This window comes from Oceanicaulis sp. UBA6590, from assembly GCF_002433705.1.
Taxonomy (GTDB): Bacteria; Pseudomonadota; Alphaproteobacteria; order Caulobacterales; family Maricaulaceae; genus Oceanicaulis.
Genome location: NZ_DJIQ01000035.1, coordinates 1 through 18,267, shown reverse-complemented (window position 1 = coordinate 18,267; position 18,267 = coordinate 1). Strand labels below are relative to the sequence as shown.

At 63.8% G+C, this 18,267-nt stretch carries 20 protein-coding genes; 7 read left to right on the top strand and 13 right to left on the bottom strand.

Features of this window, described 5'->3' with window-relative positions; translation table 11 throughout:
- Nucleotides 1-217 precede the first annotated feature (217 nt).
- On the top strand, nt 218-1,207 hold the full coding sequence (locus tag B2Z70_RS07705) for a complex I NDUFA9 subunit family protein (RefSeq protein WP_292982254.1): 990 nt from the start codon (nt 218-220) through the stop codon (nt 1,205-1,207).
- Nucleotides 1,207-1,761: an ATP-dependent protease subunit HslV gene (gene hslV, locus B2Z70_RS07700; protein ID WP_292982252.1), complete on the top strand. Its 555-nt coding sequence runs from the start codon at nt 1,207-1,209 to the stop codon at nt 1,759-1,761. The genes B2Z70_RS07705 and hslV overlap by 1 nt, the downstream gene beginning before the upstream one ends.
- A 178-nt stretch (nt 1,762-1,939) precedes the next feature.
- Here the strand turns inward: hslV and B2Z70_RS07695 are convergent, their stop codons facing one another.
- Nucleotides 1,940-3,112 carry a saccharopine dehydrogenase family protein gene (locus tag B2Z70_RS07695; RefSeq protein ID WP_292982250.1) on the bottom strand — a complete coding sequence of 391 codons (1,173 nt, stop codon included), beginning with the start codon at nt 3,110-3,112 and terminating at the stop codon, nt 1,940-1,942.
- Nucleotides 3,113-3,185: 73 nt separating this feature from the next.
- Complete coding sequence (locus B2Z70_RS07690; RefSeq protein ID WP_292982248.1) at nt 3,186-3,617, bottom strand: VOC family protein; 432 nt, start codon at nt 3,615-3,617, stop codon at nt 3,186-3,188.
- 109 nt (nt 3,618-3,726) lie between these two features.
- On the opposite strand from B2Z70_RS07690, the gene hslU reads away from it, so the two are divergent.
- Complete coding sequence (gene hslU, locus B2Z70_RS07685; protein WP_292982246.1) at nt 3,727-5,031, top strand: ATP-dependent protease ATPase subunit HslU; 1,305 nt, start codon at nt 3,727-3,729, stop codon at nt 5,029-5,031.
- A 95-nt stretch (nt 5,032-5,126) separates the two neighbouring features.
- Here the strand turns inward: hslU and B2Z70_RS07680 are convergent, their stop codons facing one another.
- The 3 genes from B2Z70_RS07680 to B2Z70_RS07670 form a co-directional block, all read right to left on the bottom strand.
- A complete protein-coding gene (locus tag B2Z70_RS07680) occupies nt 5,127-6,677 on the bottom strand; it encodes a serine hydrolase domain-containing protein (protein WP_292982244.1) in 1,551 nt (516 codons plus the stop codon).
- Nucleotides 6,678-6,743: 66 nt separating this feature from the next.
- Nucleotides 6,744-8,345, bottom strand: a complete 1,602-nt coding sequence (locus tag B2Z70_RS07675; RefSeq protein ID WP_292982242.1) for an ankyrin repeat domain-containing protein — start codon at nt 8,343-8,345, stop codon at nt 6,744-6,746.
- The gene (locus B2Z70_RS07670; protein WP_292982240.1) at nt 8,342-8,740 is read right to left on the bottom strand and encodes a BlaI/MecI/CopY family transcriptional regulator; all 399 of its coding nucleotides are present in this window, start codon (nt 8,738-8,740) and stop codon (nt 8,342-8,344) included. The genes B2Z70_RS07675 and B2Z70_RS07670 overlap by 4 nt, the downstream gene beginning before the upstream one ends.
- Nucleotides 8,741-8,905: 165 nt before the next feature.
- Between B2Z70_RS07670 and B2Z70_RS07665 the strand changes: the two genes are divergently transcribed.
- Nucleotides 8,906-9,535, top strand: a complete 630-nt coding sequence (locus tag B2Z70_RS07665; protein WP_292982238.1) for a hypothetical protein — start codon at nt 8,906-8,908, stop codon at nt 9,533-9,535.
- Here B2Z70_RS07665 and B2Z70_RS07660 read toward each other — a convergent pair.
- The 3 genes from B2Z70_RS07660 to B2Z70_RS07650 form a co-directional block, all read right to left on the bottom strand.
- Nucleotides 9,500-10,102, bottom strand: coding sequence for a Smr/MutS family protein (locus B2Z70_RS07660; RefSeq protein ID WP_292982237.1), 603 nt, complete (start codon nt 10,100-10,102; stop codon nt 9,500-9,502). The genes B2Z70_RS07665 and B2Z70_RS07660 overlap by 36 nt on opposite strands.
- Nucleotides 10,102-11,175, bottom strand: a complete 1,074-nt coding sequence (gene mltA / locus B2Z70_RS07655) for a murein transglycosylase A (RefSeq protein WP_292982235.1) — start codon at nt 11,173-11,175, stop codon at nt 10,102-10,104. Before mltA ends, B2Z70_RS07660 begins: the two co-directional genes overlap by 1 nt.
- Nucleotides 11,176-11,317: 142 nt before the next feature.
- Nucleotides 11,318-11,977 carry a Tim44/TimA family putative adaptor protein gene (locus tag B2Z70_RS07650; RefSeq protein ID WP_292982233.1) on the bottom strand — a complete coding sequence of 220 codons (660 nt, stop codon included), beginning with the start codon at nt 11,975-11,977 and terminating at the stop codon, nt 11,318-11,320.
- Between the two features lie 183 nt (nt 11,978-12,160).
- On the opposite strand from B2Z70_RS07650, the gene secB reads away from it, so the two are divergent.
- Nucleotides 12,161-12,664 (top strand): protein-export chaperone SecB, encoded by a 504-nt coding sequence (secB, locus tag B2Z70_RS07645; protein ID WP_292982232.1) that lies wholly within the window; start codon nt 12,161-12,163, stop codon nt 12,662-12,664.
- A gap of 66 nt (nt 12,665-12,730) precedes the next feature.
- Here secB and dnaQ read toward each other — a convergent pair whose 3' ends face one another.
- From dnaQ to B2Z70_RS07620, 5 genes are read right to left on the bottom strand one after another with little or no spacing between them, the layout of a single operon-like run.
- Nucleotides 12,731-13,441, bottom strand: a complete 711-nt coding sequence (dnaQ, locus tag B2Z70_RS07640; RefSeq protein WP_292982230.1) for a DNA polymerase III subunit epsilon — start codon at nt 13,439-13,441, stop codon at nt 12,731-12,733.
- The gene (gene coaE / locus B2Z70_RS07635) at nt 13,438-14,043 is read right to left on the bottom strand and encodes a dephospho-CoA kinase (protein ID WP_292982228.1); all 606 of its coding nucleotides are present in this window, start codon (nt 14,041-14,043) and stop codon (nt 13,438-13,440) included. The genes dnaQ and coaE overlap by 4 nt, the downstream gene beginning before the upstream one ends.
- Nucleotides 14,040-14,864, bottom strand: coding sequence for a shikimate dehydrogenase (gene aroE, locus B2Z70_RS07630; RefSeq protein ID WP_292982226.1), 825 nt, complete (start codon nt 14,862-14,864; stop codon nt 14,040-14,042). Before aroE ends, coaE begins: the two co-directional genes overlap by 4 nt.
- Nucleotides 14,865-14,868: 4 nt before the next feature.
- The gene (locus tag B2Z70_RS07625; RefSeq protein WP_292982224.1) at nt 14,869-15,453 is read right to left on the bottom strand and encodes a Maf family protein; all 585 of its coding nucleotides are present in this window, start codon (nt 15,451-15,453) and stop codon (nt 14,869-14,871) included.
- A 9-nt stretch (nt 15,454-15,462) separates the two neighbouring features.
- Nucleotides 15,463-16,296 carry a pyruvate, water dikinase regulatory protein gene (locus B2Z70_RS07620; protein ID WP_009802399.1) on the bottom strand — a complete coding sequence of 278 codons (834 nt, stop codon included), beginning with the start codon at nt 16,294-16,296 and terminating at the stop codon, nt 15,463-15,465.
- A 493-nt stretch (nt 16,297-16,789) separates the two neighbouring features.
- Between B2Z70_RS07620 and hemE the strand changes: the two genes are divergently transcribed.
- Entirely contained in the window at nt 16,790-17,827 is a 1,038-nt protein-coding gene (gene hemE, locus B2Z70_RS07615) for a uroporphyrinogen decarboxylase (RefSeq protein ID WP_292982222.1), read from the top strand.
- A gap of 39 nt (nt 17,828-17,866) precedes the next feature.
- The coding region (locus B2Z70_RS07610) for a ferrochelatase (protein WP_292982221.1) at nt 17,867-18,267 on the top strand (401 nt) is incomplete at its 3' end.

Sequence of the window (18,267 nt, the reverse complement as noted above, 5' to 3'; positions counted from 1 at the left end):
GGTGATACGGCGATGGATGGCGGCTGTCAACGGGGATGGCGCCGTTGATCTGCACATCAGCCGCACACCATCGCAGGGCGGCCTTTTACAGACGCTTCCGGCGGGGGCGAGATCACTGCGCCGCATGGACAGGAGGCCCCGTTTTGGTCTATCGCCCTATCAAACCTAACTTACATGTCGCACGCAGCTTCGCGCGCGAGCCTTTCAGGGGCGGACCATGACTCTTCGCAATGAAATGATCACCGTTTTCGGCGCTTCGGGCTTCATCGGCCGGTATGTGGTGCGTGAACTGGCCAAGGCCGGCTACCGGGTGCGCGCCGCGACCCGCCGCCCGCATCTCGCCCATGAGCTCAAACCCATGGGCGTTGTGGGCCAGGTCCAGCTGATGCAGGCCAATCTGCGCAATGAGGACTCCGTGCGCCGCGCCGTGGATGGCGCGCATGCGGTGGTCAATCTCGTGGGCATCCTGTCTGAGAGCGGCAAGCAGAACTTCCAGTCCCTGCAGGCGGACGGCGCGGGCCTGGTCGCCAAATGCGCGGCCGAGGCGGGCATCACCAATTTCGTGCAAATCTCGGCCATTGGCGCGGATGAGGACAGCAAGTCCGAATACGCCCGCACCAAGGCGGCTGGCGAGAAGGCGGTGCGTGAGCACATCCCCTCCGCCGTGATCCTGCGCCCCTCCATCGTCTTCGGCATGGAAGACGGCTTCTTCAACAAGTTCGGCTCCATGGCGCGCTTTGTTCCGGCCCTGCCGCTGATCGGCGGCGGCCAGACCCGCTTCCAGCCGATCTTCGCCGGCGATGTGGCCGAATGCGTGCTGAAAGCCGTGGACGCGCCGTCCAAATTTGCGGGCCGCACCTATGAGCTGGGCGGCCCGAGCACCTACAGCTTCAAGGAGCTGATGGAATTCATCCTGACCACCATCCGTCGCAAGCGCCTGCTGGTTCCCGTGCCCTTCTTCGCCGCCTATCCGCTGGGCATGGTCGGCGAGATCCTGGGCGCGCTGCCCTTCGTGCAGCCCTTCCTGACCCGCGATCAGGTGACCTTGCTGAAATCGGACAATGTGGTCGGCGAGACCGATGAGGATCTGGGCGAGACCGCCGATTTCGACATCGACCCTGAAACGGTCGAAGCGATCACCCCGACCTATCTGGCGCGCTATCGCAAGGGCGGCCAGTTCTCCGAAGACCCGGAACTGATTTCATAATGGCGGATACCGAACGCAAGTTTCCCGGCTGGCGCGGCACGACCATCCTGAGCGTGCGCAAGAACGGCAAGGTGGTTCTGGCGGGCGACGGCCAGGTCTCCATCGGCGATACGGTCGTCAAGGCGACCGCCCGCAAGGTGCGCCCCATCGCCAGCGGCAAGGTGATCACCGGCTTCGCCGGCGCCACGGCGGACGCCTTCGCCCTGTTCGAACGCCTGGAAGCCAAGCTCGAGCAATATCCCGACCAGCTGGCGCGCGCCTGTGTGGAGCTGGCCAAGGACTGGCGCACCGATCGCTATATGCGGCGGCTGGAAGCCATGCTGATCGTGGCGGACAAGTCCGAGACCTTCACCCTGACCGGCGCCGGTGATGTGCTGGAGCCCGAAGACGGCGTCGCCGCCATCGGCTCGGGCGGCAATTACGCCCTGTCCGCGGCCCGCGCCCTGCTCGATTACGAGGAAGACGCCGAAGTGATCGCCCGCAAGGCCATGAAGATCGCCAGCGAGATCTGCGTCTATTCCAACGGCAATCTGACCGTCGAGACGCTGGGTTAGAGCCTGGCGCTTTGGGCAGAACTAAAAACCCCGGCCTAGCGCCGGGGTTTTTCGTTACCACAATTGAGAATGAATTCCCGGGCGAGCGTAGCGACGACCCGGGACCTCCATCCACGTTAAGCGCCCTGTTCTGAGGGAGGCCCCGGCTCTGCGCTCCGCTTGGCCGGGGTTTCAGTCCCTACCCCTCGATGACAAACGTCAGGCCGGCATGGTCTGACAGGCGCTTGATCAGGGCGTCGCCCATGGCGGGGGCGGTGGTGTAGACCCCGCCCGGCGTCTCATCGCGGCTCACATCCTTCACCAGCGCCAGCGCGCATTCGGCGATCATCTTCGAGGTCGAGCCATAGCCCGGATCCTTGTCGCCTTTCACAGAGGCGGTGAAGCGCTGGCCATCCGAGGTCTCGCCGGTGAACATGACGTCATAGAAGCCGGTTTCGCGCTCTTCCTTTGACGGGCCTTCGCCCGGCTTGGGCGGATTGTCCTGCATGGAGCGGTCATTGGCGATGGCGTGGGCGAATTGTTCGCCCTTCTCGCCGGGGCCGGTCATGAACATCTCGTCGTAGACAAAGTCCTCGCCATAGGCGTGACCCATCAGGGCGTTGGAGCGATGGACATTCTTGGTGTTGATCGTCGCCATCACGAAGGGCGCGGACCAGGCGTTGAGATCCTCTTCAAAGATCACCTTGGCGCCATGGGGCTGTTTGGGACCTTCAAAATCCTGGCACAGGGAGAACGGGTCTTTCAGCCAGTCGATGATTTGAGGCTGTTTGGCCGCCCGCTTCATGGTCTCGGCGAAGCTCGCTGCGGTGCCGCCGGAGAACGTGCCCTTCATGGCGCGGACCCGGCCCTTGATGCGCGCGAGCGGCTTGCCGGTTGTCTCTTTCACATGCTGCTGCAGGAAGTAGACCCCCAGATCAAAGGGGACGGAGTCAAAGCCGCACGAATGCACGATGCGGGCGCCGGACTGTTTCGCCTTGTCTGAGTACTCCGCGATGATGTCATGCATCCAGGCCGGCTCGCCCGACAGGTCCACATAATCGGTCCCGGTCTCGACGCAGGCTTTCACCAGCGCTTCGCCATAGAGCTGGTAGGGGCCGACCGTTGTGATGACAGCCCGCGTGCGCTCGGCCATGGTCTTGAGCGACGCCGGATCAGACGCGTCCGCCACGATCAGCGGAGTGTCGGACGGCGCGCCGATCTCGTCACGCACGCGCTTGAGCTTGTCCTCGGACCGGCCCGCCATCGCCCACGCGATATCCTTGCCGTATTCGCTGGCGAGATATTCCGCCACCAGACGCCCGGTGAAACCGGTCGCGCCATAGATCACGACGTCAAAGTCTGCGTTCGACATTCGGGTCTCCTCCCTGACTGATTAGTTCACTCATTAAGTGAATGAGGGAAGACGCGCCAGTCCGCAAGAGGCTTCAGGTATCCAGCTCTGTGGCGAACACCATGGCGTCGTCCCGGAACGCCTTGAATTCCAGCGCATTGCCAGCCGGGTCGTGCACGAACATCGTCTTCTGCTCCCCCGCCTTTCCGGCAAAGCGCACATAGGGATCGATGACGAAGGGCGTGCCCGCCCGGCGCAGGCGTTCCGCCAGCGGATCAAACTGGTCCCACTCAAGGATCAGGCCGAAATGGCGCACGGGCACATTCTTGCCGTCCACTGCGCCGGTCCTGGCCTTCTGGCACTCTTCCGGCGCCAGATGGGCGACGATCTGATGGCCCAGGAAATCAAAGTCGATCCAGTGATCGCTCTCGCGCCCCTGCGGGCAGCCCAGCACATCGCCATAGAAACGGCGGGCGGCGTCCAGATCATCAACGGGAAAGGCCAGATGAAAACGGGGACGGGTCATCACACACTCCTCGATCAGGGCCTGCAGTCGCGGGCTTTGTGTTCGGGACGACAAGCCCCTACATGTCTTCTTTCCTTACCACCCAATCGACAAAAAGACATGGGGCGTCATGACTGAGTTTTCTCCGCGCGAAATCGTCCATGAGCTCGATCGCCACATCATCGGCCAGGGCGACGCCAAGAAAGCGGTCGCCATTGCGCTGCGCAACCGCTGGCGCCGCAAGCACCTGCCCGAGGGCCTGCGCGAAGAGGTCACGCCGAAGAACATCCTGATGATCGGCCCGACGGGCGTGGGCAAGACCGAGATCTCCCGCCGTCTCGCCAAGCTCGCGGGCGCGCCCTTCCTCAAGGTCGAGGCGACGAAATTCACCGAAGTGGGCTATGTGGGCCGGGATGTGGATTCCATCGCACGGGACCTTGTCGAGGTCGCTATTTCTCTGGTGCGCGAGAAGAAGCGCGAAGAGGTGAAGGCCAAGGCCCATGGCGCCGCCGAGCAACGCGTGCTGGACGCCCTGGTGGGCAAGGACGCCGGCAGCTCAACCCGCGAAGCCTTCCGCAAGAAGCTGCTGTCCGGTGAGCTCGATGACAAGGAAATCGAGATCGAGATCATCGATGACAGCGCCAACCCCTTTCAGGGCATGGACCTGCCCGGCATGGGCTCGATGGGCGTCATCAATCTCGGCGACATGCTGGGCAAGGGCTTTGGCGGGCGTCCCAAGACCCTGCGCACCACGGTGAAAGAAGCCTATGAGCCGCTCATCAACGAGGAGGCGGACAAGCTTCTGGATGAGAACCAGATCCAGTCCGAAGCCATTCGCCTCGCTGAAAACGAAGGCATCGTTTTTCTGGACGAGATCGACAAGGTGTCAGCCCGGGCCGATGCGCGCGGCGCGGATGTCTCTCGCGAGGGCGTGCAGCGCGATCTCTTGCCGTTGATCGAGGGGGCGACGGTCTCCACCAAATATGGTCCGATGAAGACCGACCACGTGCTCTTCATCGCCTCGGGCGCCTTTCATGTGTCCAAGCCGAGCGATCTCTTGCCCGAGCTTCAGGGCCGTCTGCCGATCCGGGTCGAGCTGCAGGCGCTGAACCGTGATGATTTCCGCGCCATCCTGACCGAACCGGAAGCGAGCCTGATCACCCAGTATGTGGCGCTAATGAAGACCGAAGGCTTCGAGCTCAGCTTTGACGACAGCGCGATCGACGCCATCGCCGACTTCGCCGCCGAGGTGAACGCCAGCGTCGAGAATATCGGCGCGCGGCGCTTGCAGACCATTCTGGAGAAGGTGTGCGAGGAGATCAGCTACACCGCGTCTGACCGGTCCGGCGAAAGCCTCGCCATCGACGCCGACTATGTCAGCGACCGTGTGGGCGGGTTGGCGCGCAATTCGGACCTGTCCAAGTTCATCCTGTAAGCGGGTCCGGCGCGGCGCCCCGGCAAGGGTGCGCCGCGCCGAAAAAGGGGATCGACGCGGCGCGTGCTGAAAACGGCGCCGGCCGAAGCCGCACGCTATGAAGCGGGGAGATACACCGTTTCAGCGGACCCCATAGAAGCCTCAACCGAGGTCACCTGGGCAAGGGCGTTTGTATTGAACTTGAGTTCAAAAACGCCTGATCTCAGTGAAAAGTCAGTAATGTAGAAGCGATCCGGCGCCACAGGAACGAGCGGAGCCCCTGACTGACCGCCATTATAGCTCGCCATCAGCTGGCCGTTCTCGCGATAGATCGTGAGGTCAAAGATGAAGGGCGGCGCCGCCATCTGGGCCTGCAGATCGAGCGGGAAGTTCGGATCGAGCGCATACACGCCTTCATAGCGCGCCAGCTGCGCCTCGGTCAGGTCGAGCGCTGGCACGTCCAGCACCGGATTGACCCTCCAGCCCATCACATCATTCATCGCATTGCGGATTTCCACCGCCAGATCCATGCCGTTCGCGCCATTGGTCAGCACGACCAGGCCGTCGCCCGTCGCCAGATGGCCCTCCATCCAGGCGCGATAGGAATTGTTGGTCCCGCCATGATGGAAGATGAAATGTTCGCCCCGCCCTTCCAGACGCGGGCCCAGGCCATGCTCGGACGGGGAGACCCGCGTCATCATCTCCTGACCCAGAACCGGGTGCAGATAGGCGCTCTGACCGCGATAGGCGTTGATCATCTCCGCCGTCATGCGCCCGAGATCATTCGCGCTGGTCCACAGGCCCGACGCTGCCCTTTCCGGAAAGGCTTCATAGCCGCGCGGCAGAGCCGTCGGCGCGCCCTCGCGGTCATGAGCTTTGGCGATATTTCCATGATCTTCGGGCAGAGGATTGGCGAAGCTCGACCGGGTCATGCCCAGCGGCTCGAACAGGGCCTGTTCGGCGCTGTGCTCGAAGCCCAGGCCAGTCGCCTGAACGATCAGACCTTCCAGCAGGGTGTAGCCGCCGCCCGAATAGCGATAACTCGATCCCGGCAGGGCCTCCACGCGCAAGGGATCATGATCAGCCGGCGCCGCGCCATTCAGGGTCTGTTCGCGCGTCGGCAGGGCTTCGCCGGGCAGGAAATCCGCAAAGCCGTGCAGATTCAGCCCGCCTGTATGAGAGAGCAGCATGCGCACCGTCAGCGGCGCGTCGGCATGGGGCGAGTTCGCTTCGGGCGCCCAATAGGGCAGGACATGGCTGATATCGGCATCAAGATCGAGCGCGCCGGACTGAATCAGATTCAGGGTCATGAGGGCGGTCGCCATCTTGCTGACCGAGCCCGCCGAAAACACCGTGTCCGCGGTCACGGGCGCCTCTGACCCGGCCTGCAATACGCCATACCCCCGCGCGAAGACCACGCGGCCATCCTCGATGACCGCCACGGCCACCCCCGGCACGCCATAATGAGCCATTCGCTCTTCCAGCGTGTAGCGCTCGACAACGCCATCATAAGAGAAGCGGCCACGCAGGTTTTCCGTGAAGCTCTCAGGGTTTGCCGCACTGAGCGCCGAAGCGGGCTGGCAGGCGGACAGGATCGGCGTTGAAACCAGCGCTGCGGCGCCCAAGGTCAGGGCCGACAGGGCAGGGTTGAAGCGGAATCCAAGCACAGGGGTCTCCTTTCCATCAATCGACGGATCACCAGAAAAGTTGATTATTGTTGTTTTTAGAGTGGGTTAGTTCGTCTCAGGCGGATGGTGACTTGCGCCTCGCTCCAAGAGCCAGTCCGTCATCGCCGCCTGCTCATGACGGACGGCTTCGCTGAGCGGGGAACGATAGGGTCCGCCGATGTCGCCGGACGCCGCCGGGACCGTCAGGGACACATCCGCCCCCGCGATCACCAGCAACTGGGCCGCGCCGATCTGTCCGGCCGCCGCCGCATTGATCAGCGGCGTCTCATCGCTCGGCACATAACCGTTCGGGTCCGCGCCCGAGATCAGAAGCCGGGAGATCACCTCGAGATGACCGCCTCGGGCTGCATTGATCAGCGGGGAGCCATTCTGCGGGGCGGCGAGATCGATTTGCGCGCCCGCCTCCAGCAGCAGATCGACCACCTCAAGGCTGCCCGCTCGCGCGGCCACGATCAGGGCGGTGCCGGACTGTCGGGTCACAAGATCAGGATCTGCGCCGGCTTCCAGCAGCAAGGCGACCATGGCGGGGTCAGACCGACGGCTCGCCTCGATCAACGCCGTGCCATCGGTCGGCCAGATGCGGTTCACATCCGCGCCGCGCTCAAGCCGGGACTCGAGCAAGGCGATGTCGCCCTCACGCACGGCCTGGATCAGGCGCGATTCCACCAGATCGAAGGCGCCCACGCGAGGGGTGAGAACAATCGCCAGAACCAGTAGGACCGGCAGGGCCATCATCATGTTCAGGAAGGAGCGTTGCACGGAGCCCGTGCGCACTTGAGCCAAAGCGTTCACACGGAACCTCAATTCGGATTTTCGCGGCGCTTGCGCCGCCAGGGTCAGGGGACGCGCCAGAACCGCCTTCCGCGCGGCGTCGAGCAGGGCATGGGCCAGCACCAGCGGCTTGCCCTGGGTGCGCGCGGCGGCTTCATCACACAGCGCTTCACGCATGCTGCGCACATGGCGGTTGAGATGATGCACGCCCGGCGCCCACCAGAACACACAGGCGATCAGACGCTGGGCGAGTCCGGTCAGGGCGTCATGACGACGGATATGGGCGATCTCGTGCTCAAGCACGGCCTGACCGGCCTCATCAAAGCGGAAGTCTTCAGGAATCAGGATCACCGAGCGGACGAACCCCGCCACCATGGGAGACAGCACGTCCCGGCTCTGGCGCAAGGCGACGCGGCGCGACAGGGCGAGATCGGTCGTCACAGGCGTCGCACGCGTTGTCAGCCGGTTGAGATTCCACAGATCCCGACCCAGAGCCAGACCCGCCCAGACCAGTCCGATCATCCAGGCAAACACCAGCACAAAGCCCAGCCCTGTGAGGAGATGAGGCAAGGCCAGAGCCTGATCCTGCATCGCCAATTCCCGGGCGGGCAGAGCCGCGAGGGTTTCGGGCGAGATCACAGGCACAGGCGCAACCGCGCCCGGGCTGACGCTCAGCCCTTCAGCGGGCTTGCCGGAGGCGGGCATCAGGGCGATCACGAAGATCGCCGGCACGGTGTACAGCAACGCCAGAGCCAGATCATGACGCTCGCGAATGCGGGTTTGCGGCGCGATCCGGTCAAGCACCAGCGTCGCCAGAGCAAAGACGGTCGAGCCAATCAGCACGAACAGGGCGGCCTGGAACAAAGCGGTGATCATGTCTCGCCGCCTTTCTCCTGGCTCTGCCGGAGCAGTTCGGCGCGCAGGGCGTCGATATCATCGAGCGTCAGCGCCTCGTCTTCAATCAGGTGCTGGGCGAGGCGCTGGGGCGAGCCGCCAAAGAAGGATTTCAGCACGCCGCCCAGCGCGCTGCGCTGCGCGCCTTCCTTGGACAAGGCCGGGGCGTAGATATGGGCGCGGCCTTCCTTGCGGAAATTGACATAGCCCTTGTCCGCCATGATGCGCACCGTGGTCAGCACGGTCGTGTAGGCGAGGCCATAGGCCGGCTCCAGAGCATCGGTGAGATCACGCACGCTGGCTTCGCCGCGCTCCCACAGCACGCTCATGATGCGGTGTTCGGCTTCGGTGAGGGTCGGGGAAGGGGTGCGGGCCATCTACGAATTCCTTAGTTTCAAATTGTGTCGCACAGCCGGGCGCAGCGATCAACTAAAAACTTAGTTTTAGCGGAAAGTGCAGGATGTCTGGCGGAATCTGATCGCTCTCACGCCTTTGATCTGAAAGCGATAGCGCGGCTCGCAGCTTGCGATTAATCTGGCGCCATGAGCTATATCGACTCCTATGACCATGTGCTGGTGGGCTATATGGCGGGCCTGCCGCTCTATCGCCCGCTAGAGGACATTCCCGGCCCGGAAAATGGCGAGTCCCGGCTCGATTTTCCGTGCCGGACAGACCAGCTGGTGCTGGGCGGCGGCTCGGGCGAGCATGAAGGGCTGGTGCTGGCGCGCCCCGGCGCCGCCATGGCGCTCTATGCCCTTGATAGTGAGGATTTCGAGTTTCCCGAGGCTGAGAGAGACCGCCTGAACGCCCTGATCGAGGCCGCCCCCATTCTGGTGCGCTATGGCTGGAATGGCTCAACCCATCGCCAGTTCAAGGCGCGCTGCAAATCCGCCGCCCTGCCCAACCCCTATCACCGCCATTACGGGCCGTTTGACGCCTGGCTGGCCATGGGCTTTGGCGAGTTCTGCTATGCCGCCCTGCCCGATCTCGACCCGGACATGGTTGAAGGCTTGCGCGCCTTCCAGATCCAGCCGCCTGTGCATGTGCGCTATTGCAATGTGCTGCTGCCGCCGCCGGGCCTGCCGGTTTATGCGCGCAGCGGGACCGCGTTCGAGGCGCGCCTGCGCAGTTTCGGATCAGAGCGCGCGGAGCATGACGTAGAAGGCGCCTGAGCCGCCATGACGGCGATTGGCTTCGGCATAGCCTGAGGCCAGCAGCGCAAAGTCCGGATCGCGCATCCATTGGGTGAAGGACCGGCGCAAGACGCCGGGCAAGGCCCGTTCATCCGGCTGCCAGGGCTGGTAACGGCGGTCATCAAGCGCGCGGGCGCCTGCACCCTTGCCAGTGATCACCAGCACCGTCCGCATGCCATTGGACCGGCAGCGATGCAGAAAGCCCAGCAGGGCCTGACGGGCATGGGAGGTGGTCATGCCGTGCAGGTCCAGACGCGCTTCAACTTCCACCTGACCGCGGCGGACCTTCTTTTCCGGGCTGCGATCAACGGGCACGCGCCGTTTGGGGCGCTGGGCCATCTCCCGCATCATATCACGTTGCAGCGCGCCGGTCTTAAGCGGTTCAGTCTGGGGAATGGGCAGGGATGTGGGCTTGGGCGGCTCGATATCCTCGCGCTCCAGCCGTTTCAGGCGCTCTTCATCCAGCGGCTTCACCCCGCGCGCAAACCGGGTCCAGAGCTCGCGCTCTTCAGGCTTGAGCCCGCGGGGTGTGCGCCGCTTGGCCATCAGCGGACCTGGCGCGCGGCCAGCTCGTTGGGCAGAAGCAGCGTCCAGCGCGCGGCGGGATCGTTCTGGCGCCCGGCGCGCTCACCCGCTTCATAGCCCCAGCCGAAGAACAGATCGCCGCGCGCCGCGCCCTGAATGGCGCCGCCAGCGTCCTGGGTGATCACAAGCCCCGTCCAGTCCGGCGCGCCATGCAGGCGGGCATTGAGCACCACCGGCACGCCCCAGGCGTGATGGGCGGCGTCCACCGCCAGCGAGGCCATGGGCGTCAGGGGCGCGCCCTGCGCCCCGATCGGGCCTTCGGTATGGTCATCCAGGCTATCGAGCGTGAAGAAGACATAGCGCGGGTTTTCATCAAAGAGCGGCCGCCAGGACTGGGGTCCGCGCAGGCGCAGCCAGTTCTCGATATCCTGTTTGGAGGCGTTGTGTTCAGACAATTCGCCCCGATCAATCAGGATGCGCCCGATGGAGACGTAGGGCCGGCCATTATGCGCCGCAAAGCGCACCCGCGCTTCGGAGCCGTCGGGATAATGCAGACGACCCGAGCCCTGGATCTGCAGGAAGAACACATCGATCGGCCGACCCCAGGCGAGCGGCACGCCGAGATTTTGCGCCTCGATCTCCGCGCGCGACTGATAGGGCACGAACTGGCGGTCCGCCGCCCGGCCCACCACGCGCTGGCCTTCAAGCCCGGCGATGAACTGACCGAGATCCCCGGTCAGAAGATCGCCCGGCAGGCCGCGGATCGCCATGGAGAATTCGGGCGTGGGCGAGGCGCTGACCTCCACCACCGGCTCGTAATAGCCGGTCAGGCGACCTGCGCCTTCCAGCTCGACCGGGGTGAAATTGCGCTCGAAGAAGCTGCGCGCATTGTCCGGGCCCGCGCCCATCCCTGACAGCAGCGCCGCCTGAAGACAGACCTCGCGCCAGTCGCCCGCCGTTCCGGCATAGCGCACGCGCGGGTTCATAGGTTCATGGGCGGGACGCTGCTCGATGCGTTCACAGGAGCGCACAAAGGCGGTCAGCGCCGCCTGCGCATCCACGTCCCGCCAGCCCTCAACGCGGGAAAACGGCACGGGATGCAGTTCCACAGACGTGACGGCGGGCCGCGGCGGATGACCGCCCGGACGTGCCGGATGACCGGGCTGAGAGGGCGCAGAGGGGGAAGGCGCGCTGGAACAGCCTGCCAGAAGGAGCAGGGCGAAAAGGCCGAAAACCCTAAGCGGGCTTGACCCCGGACAGGCGCCAGTTGGGGTTCTCGCTGGTGACGTCACGCTCAAAGCTCCAGATCTCATCGACCGTTTTCAGTGTGGTGAGGTCGCCCTCCACCACATCTCCCTGAGCGTTGCGGGTTTCACTGGCGAGCTCGACGGAGAAGGCGATCTTCACCTTGGCCCGATTATCGTTAAGAGAGGCTTCAGAAATCTCCGCAGACTTGATGCGGTCAATCTCCGTGGTCACCGTCCAGTTCTTCTCCTCGCGCGCCGCGATCGCCTGGTCATAGGCCTTCTTCACGCGCTCGGTCAGCAGCGGCTCGAGCGCCTCGCGATCGCCCTTGGCGTAGGCCAGCACGATCATCTCGTAGGCGGCCCGGGCGCCCTTGCGGAATTCATCAGGATCAAAAGCGGGATCATGCTGGGCGATCTGCATCAGACCCTCACCCGCCGGCCCGGCGAATTGCGCCGCGAACGGGGTTTCATCGGCCTGGGGGCGCATGGACGGGGGCGGCGCGCCCATCCCGGCGGCTTCGGCCCGCTCACGCTGCTCACGCTCCACATCCTCGGCCGTGCGACCGGATGACTTGCCCAGAACCATGTAGAGGCGAACCCCCAGGAACACGGCCAGACCGGCAAAAAACAGGATTTGAAGAATGTCCATGAAGACGCTCGCGCAGGATGTGTATGCGGTGTTTGTGCAGATATAGGGGTTCATGACCGCCGCGTCACGCGGGCGGTTGCGCTTGCCGCAGGCGCCCCTGCGTGCTACCCGCCCCGCTTCACCCTTAGTTGTTTGCGGGATTGTGCTTTCGCATTCTCCCGATCAAAGCTCGAGTTGACCAACATGACCGACGCGCCCGCTACGCCGCAAGGCGGCGACCAGCCGATGCCTCCCGCCATTCGTGTGGCGGGTCAGTATGTCAAAGACCTGTCGTTTGAAAATCCCGGCGCGCCCGACAGCCTGCGCGGCGCCGGCCAGCCCAATATCGATCTGAGCGTGGACGTTCAGGCCCGCGATCTGGGCAATGACATGTTCGAGGTGGAGCTGATCATCGGCGCCCGCGCCCAGCGTGAATCCAACCCGGTCTTCATCGTCGAGCTGACCTATGCCGGCCTGTTCCAGATCCAGAATGTGGACCCGCAATCGCGCGAAGCTTTCCTGCTGATCGAATGCCCGCGCCTGATCTTCCCGTTCGCCCGCCGCGTCCTGTCCGACGCCACCCGCGATGGCGGCTTCCCGCCGCTGATGCTGGAGCCGGTGGATTTCGCAGCGCTCTATCGTCAGCAAATGGCCCAGCGCGCCCAGGCCCAGCAAGGCGCCCCGGCAACCCCGCCGTCCGACGCCTAACTCTAACGAGGTCGCTTTTTCGAACCGCGAAACCGGACTCCACTTTCGCTGAAAAAGCTCCTGAAACTAGGCTGAAGTTTCAGCCTTCAACAGTCCCAGAGACTGCCAGAGCGGGTCGTCCATTTCCGAGATAAACTCGGCGTGGGCGGCCCGTTCGCGTTCCGTGACCAGGCTGGGCAGGGATTTCGGCCGCGCTGCGCGGGTGGGATAGACCACCGTGCCATCGCCGCCATCCGAGCCGGAAAAGCTCAGGGACTGCTCCCGCCCGCCATTGAGCTCCAGATACACCTCGGCCAGCAGGTAGGAGTCGATCAGCGCCCCGTGCTTGGTCCGGCTGTCGAGCGACACGTCAAAGCGTTTGCACAGAGCGTCGAGGCTGGCCGGAGCGCCCGGGAATTTCTCGCGCGCGATGGCCGCCGTATCGATGAACCGCGCCTTGGGGATGATCGGCTTGCCGCAGCGTTCGAGCTCCATATTGATGAAGCCCATGTCGAACATGGCGTTATGGGCGACCAGCGTTGAATCCTCGATGAAGTCGAGGAACTGATCGACGATTTCCGCAAACTTCGGCTCGTCCTTGAGCATCTCCCAGGTATGCCCGGTCACGGCTGTGACCTCGGCGGGAATGTCGCGCTCGGGATTGATCAGGATGCGCAGATCCTTGCCTGTCGGGATAAGGTCGATCACCTCCACGCAGCCCAGCTCGGTGACGCGGTCGCCGCCGCGCGGATCCAGTCCCGTGGTCTCGGTATCGAAAATGATCTCGCGCTTGCTCATTGCGCATCCCTGCTCGTCTTCAGCTCATCCAGCAGCGCCCGCACCTGAGCCCGGGCATGCTCGACCCCCTGGCTGGTGTCGATGACATGGTCAGCCCTGGCCCGTTTTTCAGCATCAGGCGTCTGTCGCGCCAGAATGGCCTCGAACTTGTCCACGCTCATGCCCGGCCGCGCCAGCACACGTTCACGTTGGACTGCTTCGGGCGCGGAGACCACCACCACATGGTGCACCTGGTCATGCTGACCGGTCTCGAACAGGAGCGGCACATCCAGCACCACAAGCGGCGCACCGGCCTGTTCAGCCTCATGAAAAAACCGTCGCCGCGCCGCGCCGACCAAGGGATGAACAATGGCGTTCAGGGTTTCGAACTTTGACGGATCCGCTTGCAGGGCGGCGGTGAGCTTGGCGCGGTCCACCCCGGCCGCTTCGCTTGTGCAGCCGGGAAAGGCGCGCTCGATCAGCGGGACGGCGTCGCCGCCCGGCTGATACATCTGCGCGACAGCGGCGTCTGCATCAAACACCGGCGCGCCCTGTTCCTTGAACAGGTTGGCGGTGGTGGACTTGCCCATGCCGATGGAGCCGGTGAGGCCGAGAATAATCATGCGCGCTGCTCCAGAGCGGCCAGCAGACCATGACGGACGCCGTCATGCTGCGGCGCCGGTGCGCCAAAGAATTGCTCAAAGGCCGGCCGCGCCTGCCCCACCAGCATGATGAGACCATCCGCCGTCCGTCGTCCCAGTCGCTCAGCCTGCTCCAGAAGCCCGGTTCTGAGCGGTGCATAGACCATGTCGAACACCAGCGCGTTCTCCGATGTGGCGGACAGATCAACCTCCAGAGGCGGCTGGCCGCTCATGCCCAGCGAGGTGGCGTTGATGACCAGGCTCGCCCCGTCAAAGGCAGTCGCATCCTCAAGACTCTGTATTTGTGCGGAAACCCCGAACTCACCAGCCAAAGCTTCAGCGCGATCCCGGCTTCGGTTGAGGATGCGAACCTCCCGGTCCTGACCCTTGAGATGATAGAGCGCGGCGCGGGCGGCGCCGCCCGCGCCGATCAGCACGGCCGGGCCAGATCCTGAATCAGATTCAAGAGCGCGGGCGATGCCCACATGATCGGTATTGTCCGCCTCGATCCGGCCCTCACGCCACACCAGCACATTGGCTGCGCCTATGGCGCGCGCCGCGTCCGAGGCGGCATCGGCCAGTTTCAGCGCGGCTTCCTTGTGCGGAACCGTGACATTCACACCCACAAGGCCGGCATTGAAGCGCGCGCGGGCCGCGCTCTCAAAAGCATCCGGTTCACATTCAATGATGGCGTAATCGCCCGGCTGGCCGGTTTCATCGAGCCAGGTCTTCATGATCAGCGGCGAGAGGGAATGCTTGGCCGGCCAGCCCACCACCGCCGCTTGGGGCCATTCGCTCGCCATGCACCTACTCCGCCAGCACGCCCTGCTCACGCAGCGCAGCGAGCACGGGGATCAGGGAGAGACCCAGAATGGCGAAATAGTCGCCCTCGGTCCGCTCGAACAATTGCGCGCCCAGGCCCTCAAAGGCATAGCAGCCCACGCCCTTGGTCAGGATATCGCCTGCCTTCTCAAGATAATCGCTCAGAAACGCGTCCGAGAAATCGCGCATCACCAGGGTGGACGTCGCCTGATGTCGCCAGACAATGTCTCCATCGCGCGCGAAGGCGATGCCGCCCTGCAGATAATGGGTCTGCCCGCGCAGCTGGCGCAACCGCGCTTCCGCTTCCTCCACCGATCGCGCCTTGTCATAGGCCTCGCCATCAAATTCGAGCACCTGATCAGATCCCAAGACCAGCGCGCCCGGACGGCGTTTGGAGACCTCGAGCGCCTTGAGCTCGGCCAGTTTCAGCGCCAACGCCGAAGGATCTCCGGAGAAGCTGTCCTTGACCGCGCCCTCATCGATATCGGCGGGATCGACCTCGAAGGCGACATGCGCGTTTTCAAGAATGGCGCGGCGAGACGCCGAACCGGACGCGAGAATGAAGCTCATGACATCGCTCTAGAATTTGGATTTATGGTCCTGCAGAAGGTTCAGCACCTTCGCAGCGGTTTCCTCGATCGAACGCCGGGTGACGTCGATGGATGGCCAGTTATAGCGCGCGAAGAGGCGCTTGGCGTGGATCACCTCCTCTTTCACCGCTTCCTCGTCCACATATTCGGTGGACCGGTCTTCCTTGAGATTGAGCAGGCGATTGCGCCGGATCTGTATGATGCGCTCGGGCGAGGCGGTGAGCCCCACGATCAGCGGCTTCTTCAGGCGGTAGAGGATTTCAGGCAGGGGCGCGCCGGGCACCAGCGGAATATTGGCGGTGCGAATGCCGCGATGACCCAGATAGATGCTGGTCGGGGTCTTGGACGTCCGGGATATCCCCAGAAGGATCACGTCCGCGCTCGCCAAGTCATCGCCCTGACCGTCATCATGGGCCATGGAATAGTTCATCGCCTCTATGCGGCGATAATAGTCTGCGTCCAGAACCCGCTGGGCGCCCGCCTTGCCCTGGACCGGCGCGCCCAGATAGCTCGACATGGTGGCCTGAATGGGATCCAGAACCGCGAGCGCCGGCATGCCCATGGATGCGCAGGCGTCCTCGAGATCGCGACGCAGCTCGGCGTTCACCAGCGTGAACATGACGATGCCGGGATAGGCCTGAATGTGCTCCAGCGCGCGTTCGAGCTGACGCGGAGAGCGCACCAGCGCATACAGATGCTCGATCGGACGCACATTCTGGAACTGGGCGACGGAGGCGCGCATCACCTCCATCAGGGTCTCGCCCGTGGAGTCCGAGATCATGTGGACATGGAAATAGATTCCGATATCGGCGGACCGGGGCATGCGCGGCTCCTCAGAAGTCATCATCCCCCATCGGTAGACCAGTGCGCGCAAGCTGTGAATAACCCAGTCTGCTTGTCCACGGCTTCCGCCGCCTCGGGGACAGAGGCGAGGGTCATCACGGTCTGGCGCCCAGTTGGCGCCCACACATTCACATCAGGGAATAAACAGGGCTCCGGGGGCCACCGATCTGTCGACAATTTTCCGAGTCATTTTCTTGGTTTTATGGCCGATCCTGTTCACGCACTCGGCTAGGCTGCGGTTAACCAAAGTAAAAATTCCGTTAATGTCTCATTCTGATACGAAAGTCAGACCGTGGATGACCGGCTTTCACAGGCTGTGGATATCCGGCGCCAGCGATGAAGCGTCGCAGTTATCCACGTTATGGGCGCCTCTACTATCACCCCTTCTTTTCATTCAATGAAAAAGAGAGGTATGACCGGGTCTGACCTGTCCGGGGATAACCCTCGAACCCCGGCGCTGACGAGAGCCATTCATGACTGATCAGAACCAGCCCTTCCTGCGCGCCCTTGCTGGCGAGACCGTCTCTCCGCCGCCGATCTGGCTGATGCGCCAGGCGGGTCGCTATCTGCCGGAATATCGCGAGGTGCGCGCGCAGCAGCCGGACTTCATCAATTTCTGCCTCAATTCGGATGCTGCAGCGGAAGTGACGCTCCAGCCCATTCGCCGCTATGGCTTTGACGCCTCCATCGTGTTCGCCGACATCCTGCTGATCCCCTATGGGCTGGGCCAGACCGTGTGGTTCGAGAAAGGCGAGGGACCCAAGCTGGAACCGCTGGCGCTTGAAAATCTCGGGGCGCTGTCTGTCGAGAGAGCGAATGAGGTCCTGCGGCCGGTCAGCGACACGATCCGCAAGGTCCGCGCAGGCCTGCCCGAGACCTGTTCCCTGATCGGGTTCGCCGGTTCGCCCTGGACCGTGGCGACCTACATGATCGAGGGCGGCGGATCCAAGGACCGGATCAATGCGCGCACCCTTGCCTGGAGCCAGCCGGACGCGTTTGACGCCCTGCTCGATCTTCTGGCCGAGGCGAGCGCCCAGTATCTCAAGGCGCAAGCGGATGCCGGCGCGAATGCGCTCAAGCTGTTCGATTCCTGGGCTGAAGGCCTGCCGGACCCGCTGTTTGACCGGGTGATCATCCGTCCGACCAAGCGGATCATTAATCGCTTGCGCCAGATGGGCGTGACCTTGCCGATCATCGGCTTCCCGCGCGGCGCCGGGCCTCAGGCGGTCCGCTACGCCAAAGAGACCGGCATCCAGTGCCTCGCGCTGGATCACGGGCTGGACACGGACTGGGCGCGCGGGGCCTTCCCCAAGGATCTGCCGCTTCAGGGCCAGCTCGATCCGGCGGTGCTGCGCGCGGGGGGCGACGTGCTGGATTCCGAGATCGACCGGCTCCTTTCCGCCTGGGCGGGCCGGCCCTATGTCTTCAATCTCGGACATGGCATTCATCTCGACACGCCCCCTGAAAACGTCACGCGCCTGATCGAGCGCGTGCGCGGTTTCAAGGGTTAAGACTCTTCAGCGTGATCGGTTTCAGACAGGAGTAGGCGCATGGCGCGGCGAATTGCAGTGGTGCTGTTCAATCTGGGCGGGCCGGACAAGCCCGAGAATGTGCGCCCCTTCCTGCGCAATCTTTTCCGCGATCCGGCGATCATTGGCGCGCCGGGCCTGATCCGGGAGTTCCTGGCCTGGCTGATTTCCACCACGCGGACCAAGGAAGCGACAGAGAATTACGCCAAGATGGGCGGCGGCTCGCCCATCGTGCCTGAAACCGAGAAACAGGCGCAGGCGCTGACTGCTGCGCTTCGGGAGCGGCTGGGCGCTGACGATGAGGTGCGATGCTTTCTCGCCATGCGCTACTGGCATCCCTTCTTGGATGAGGCGGTGAAGGCGGTGAAAGCCTACCAGCCTGATGAAATTGTACTTTTGCCGCTCTATCCGCAGTTTTCCAC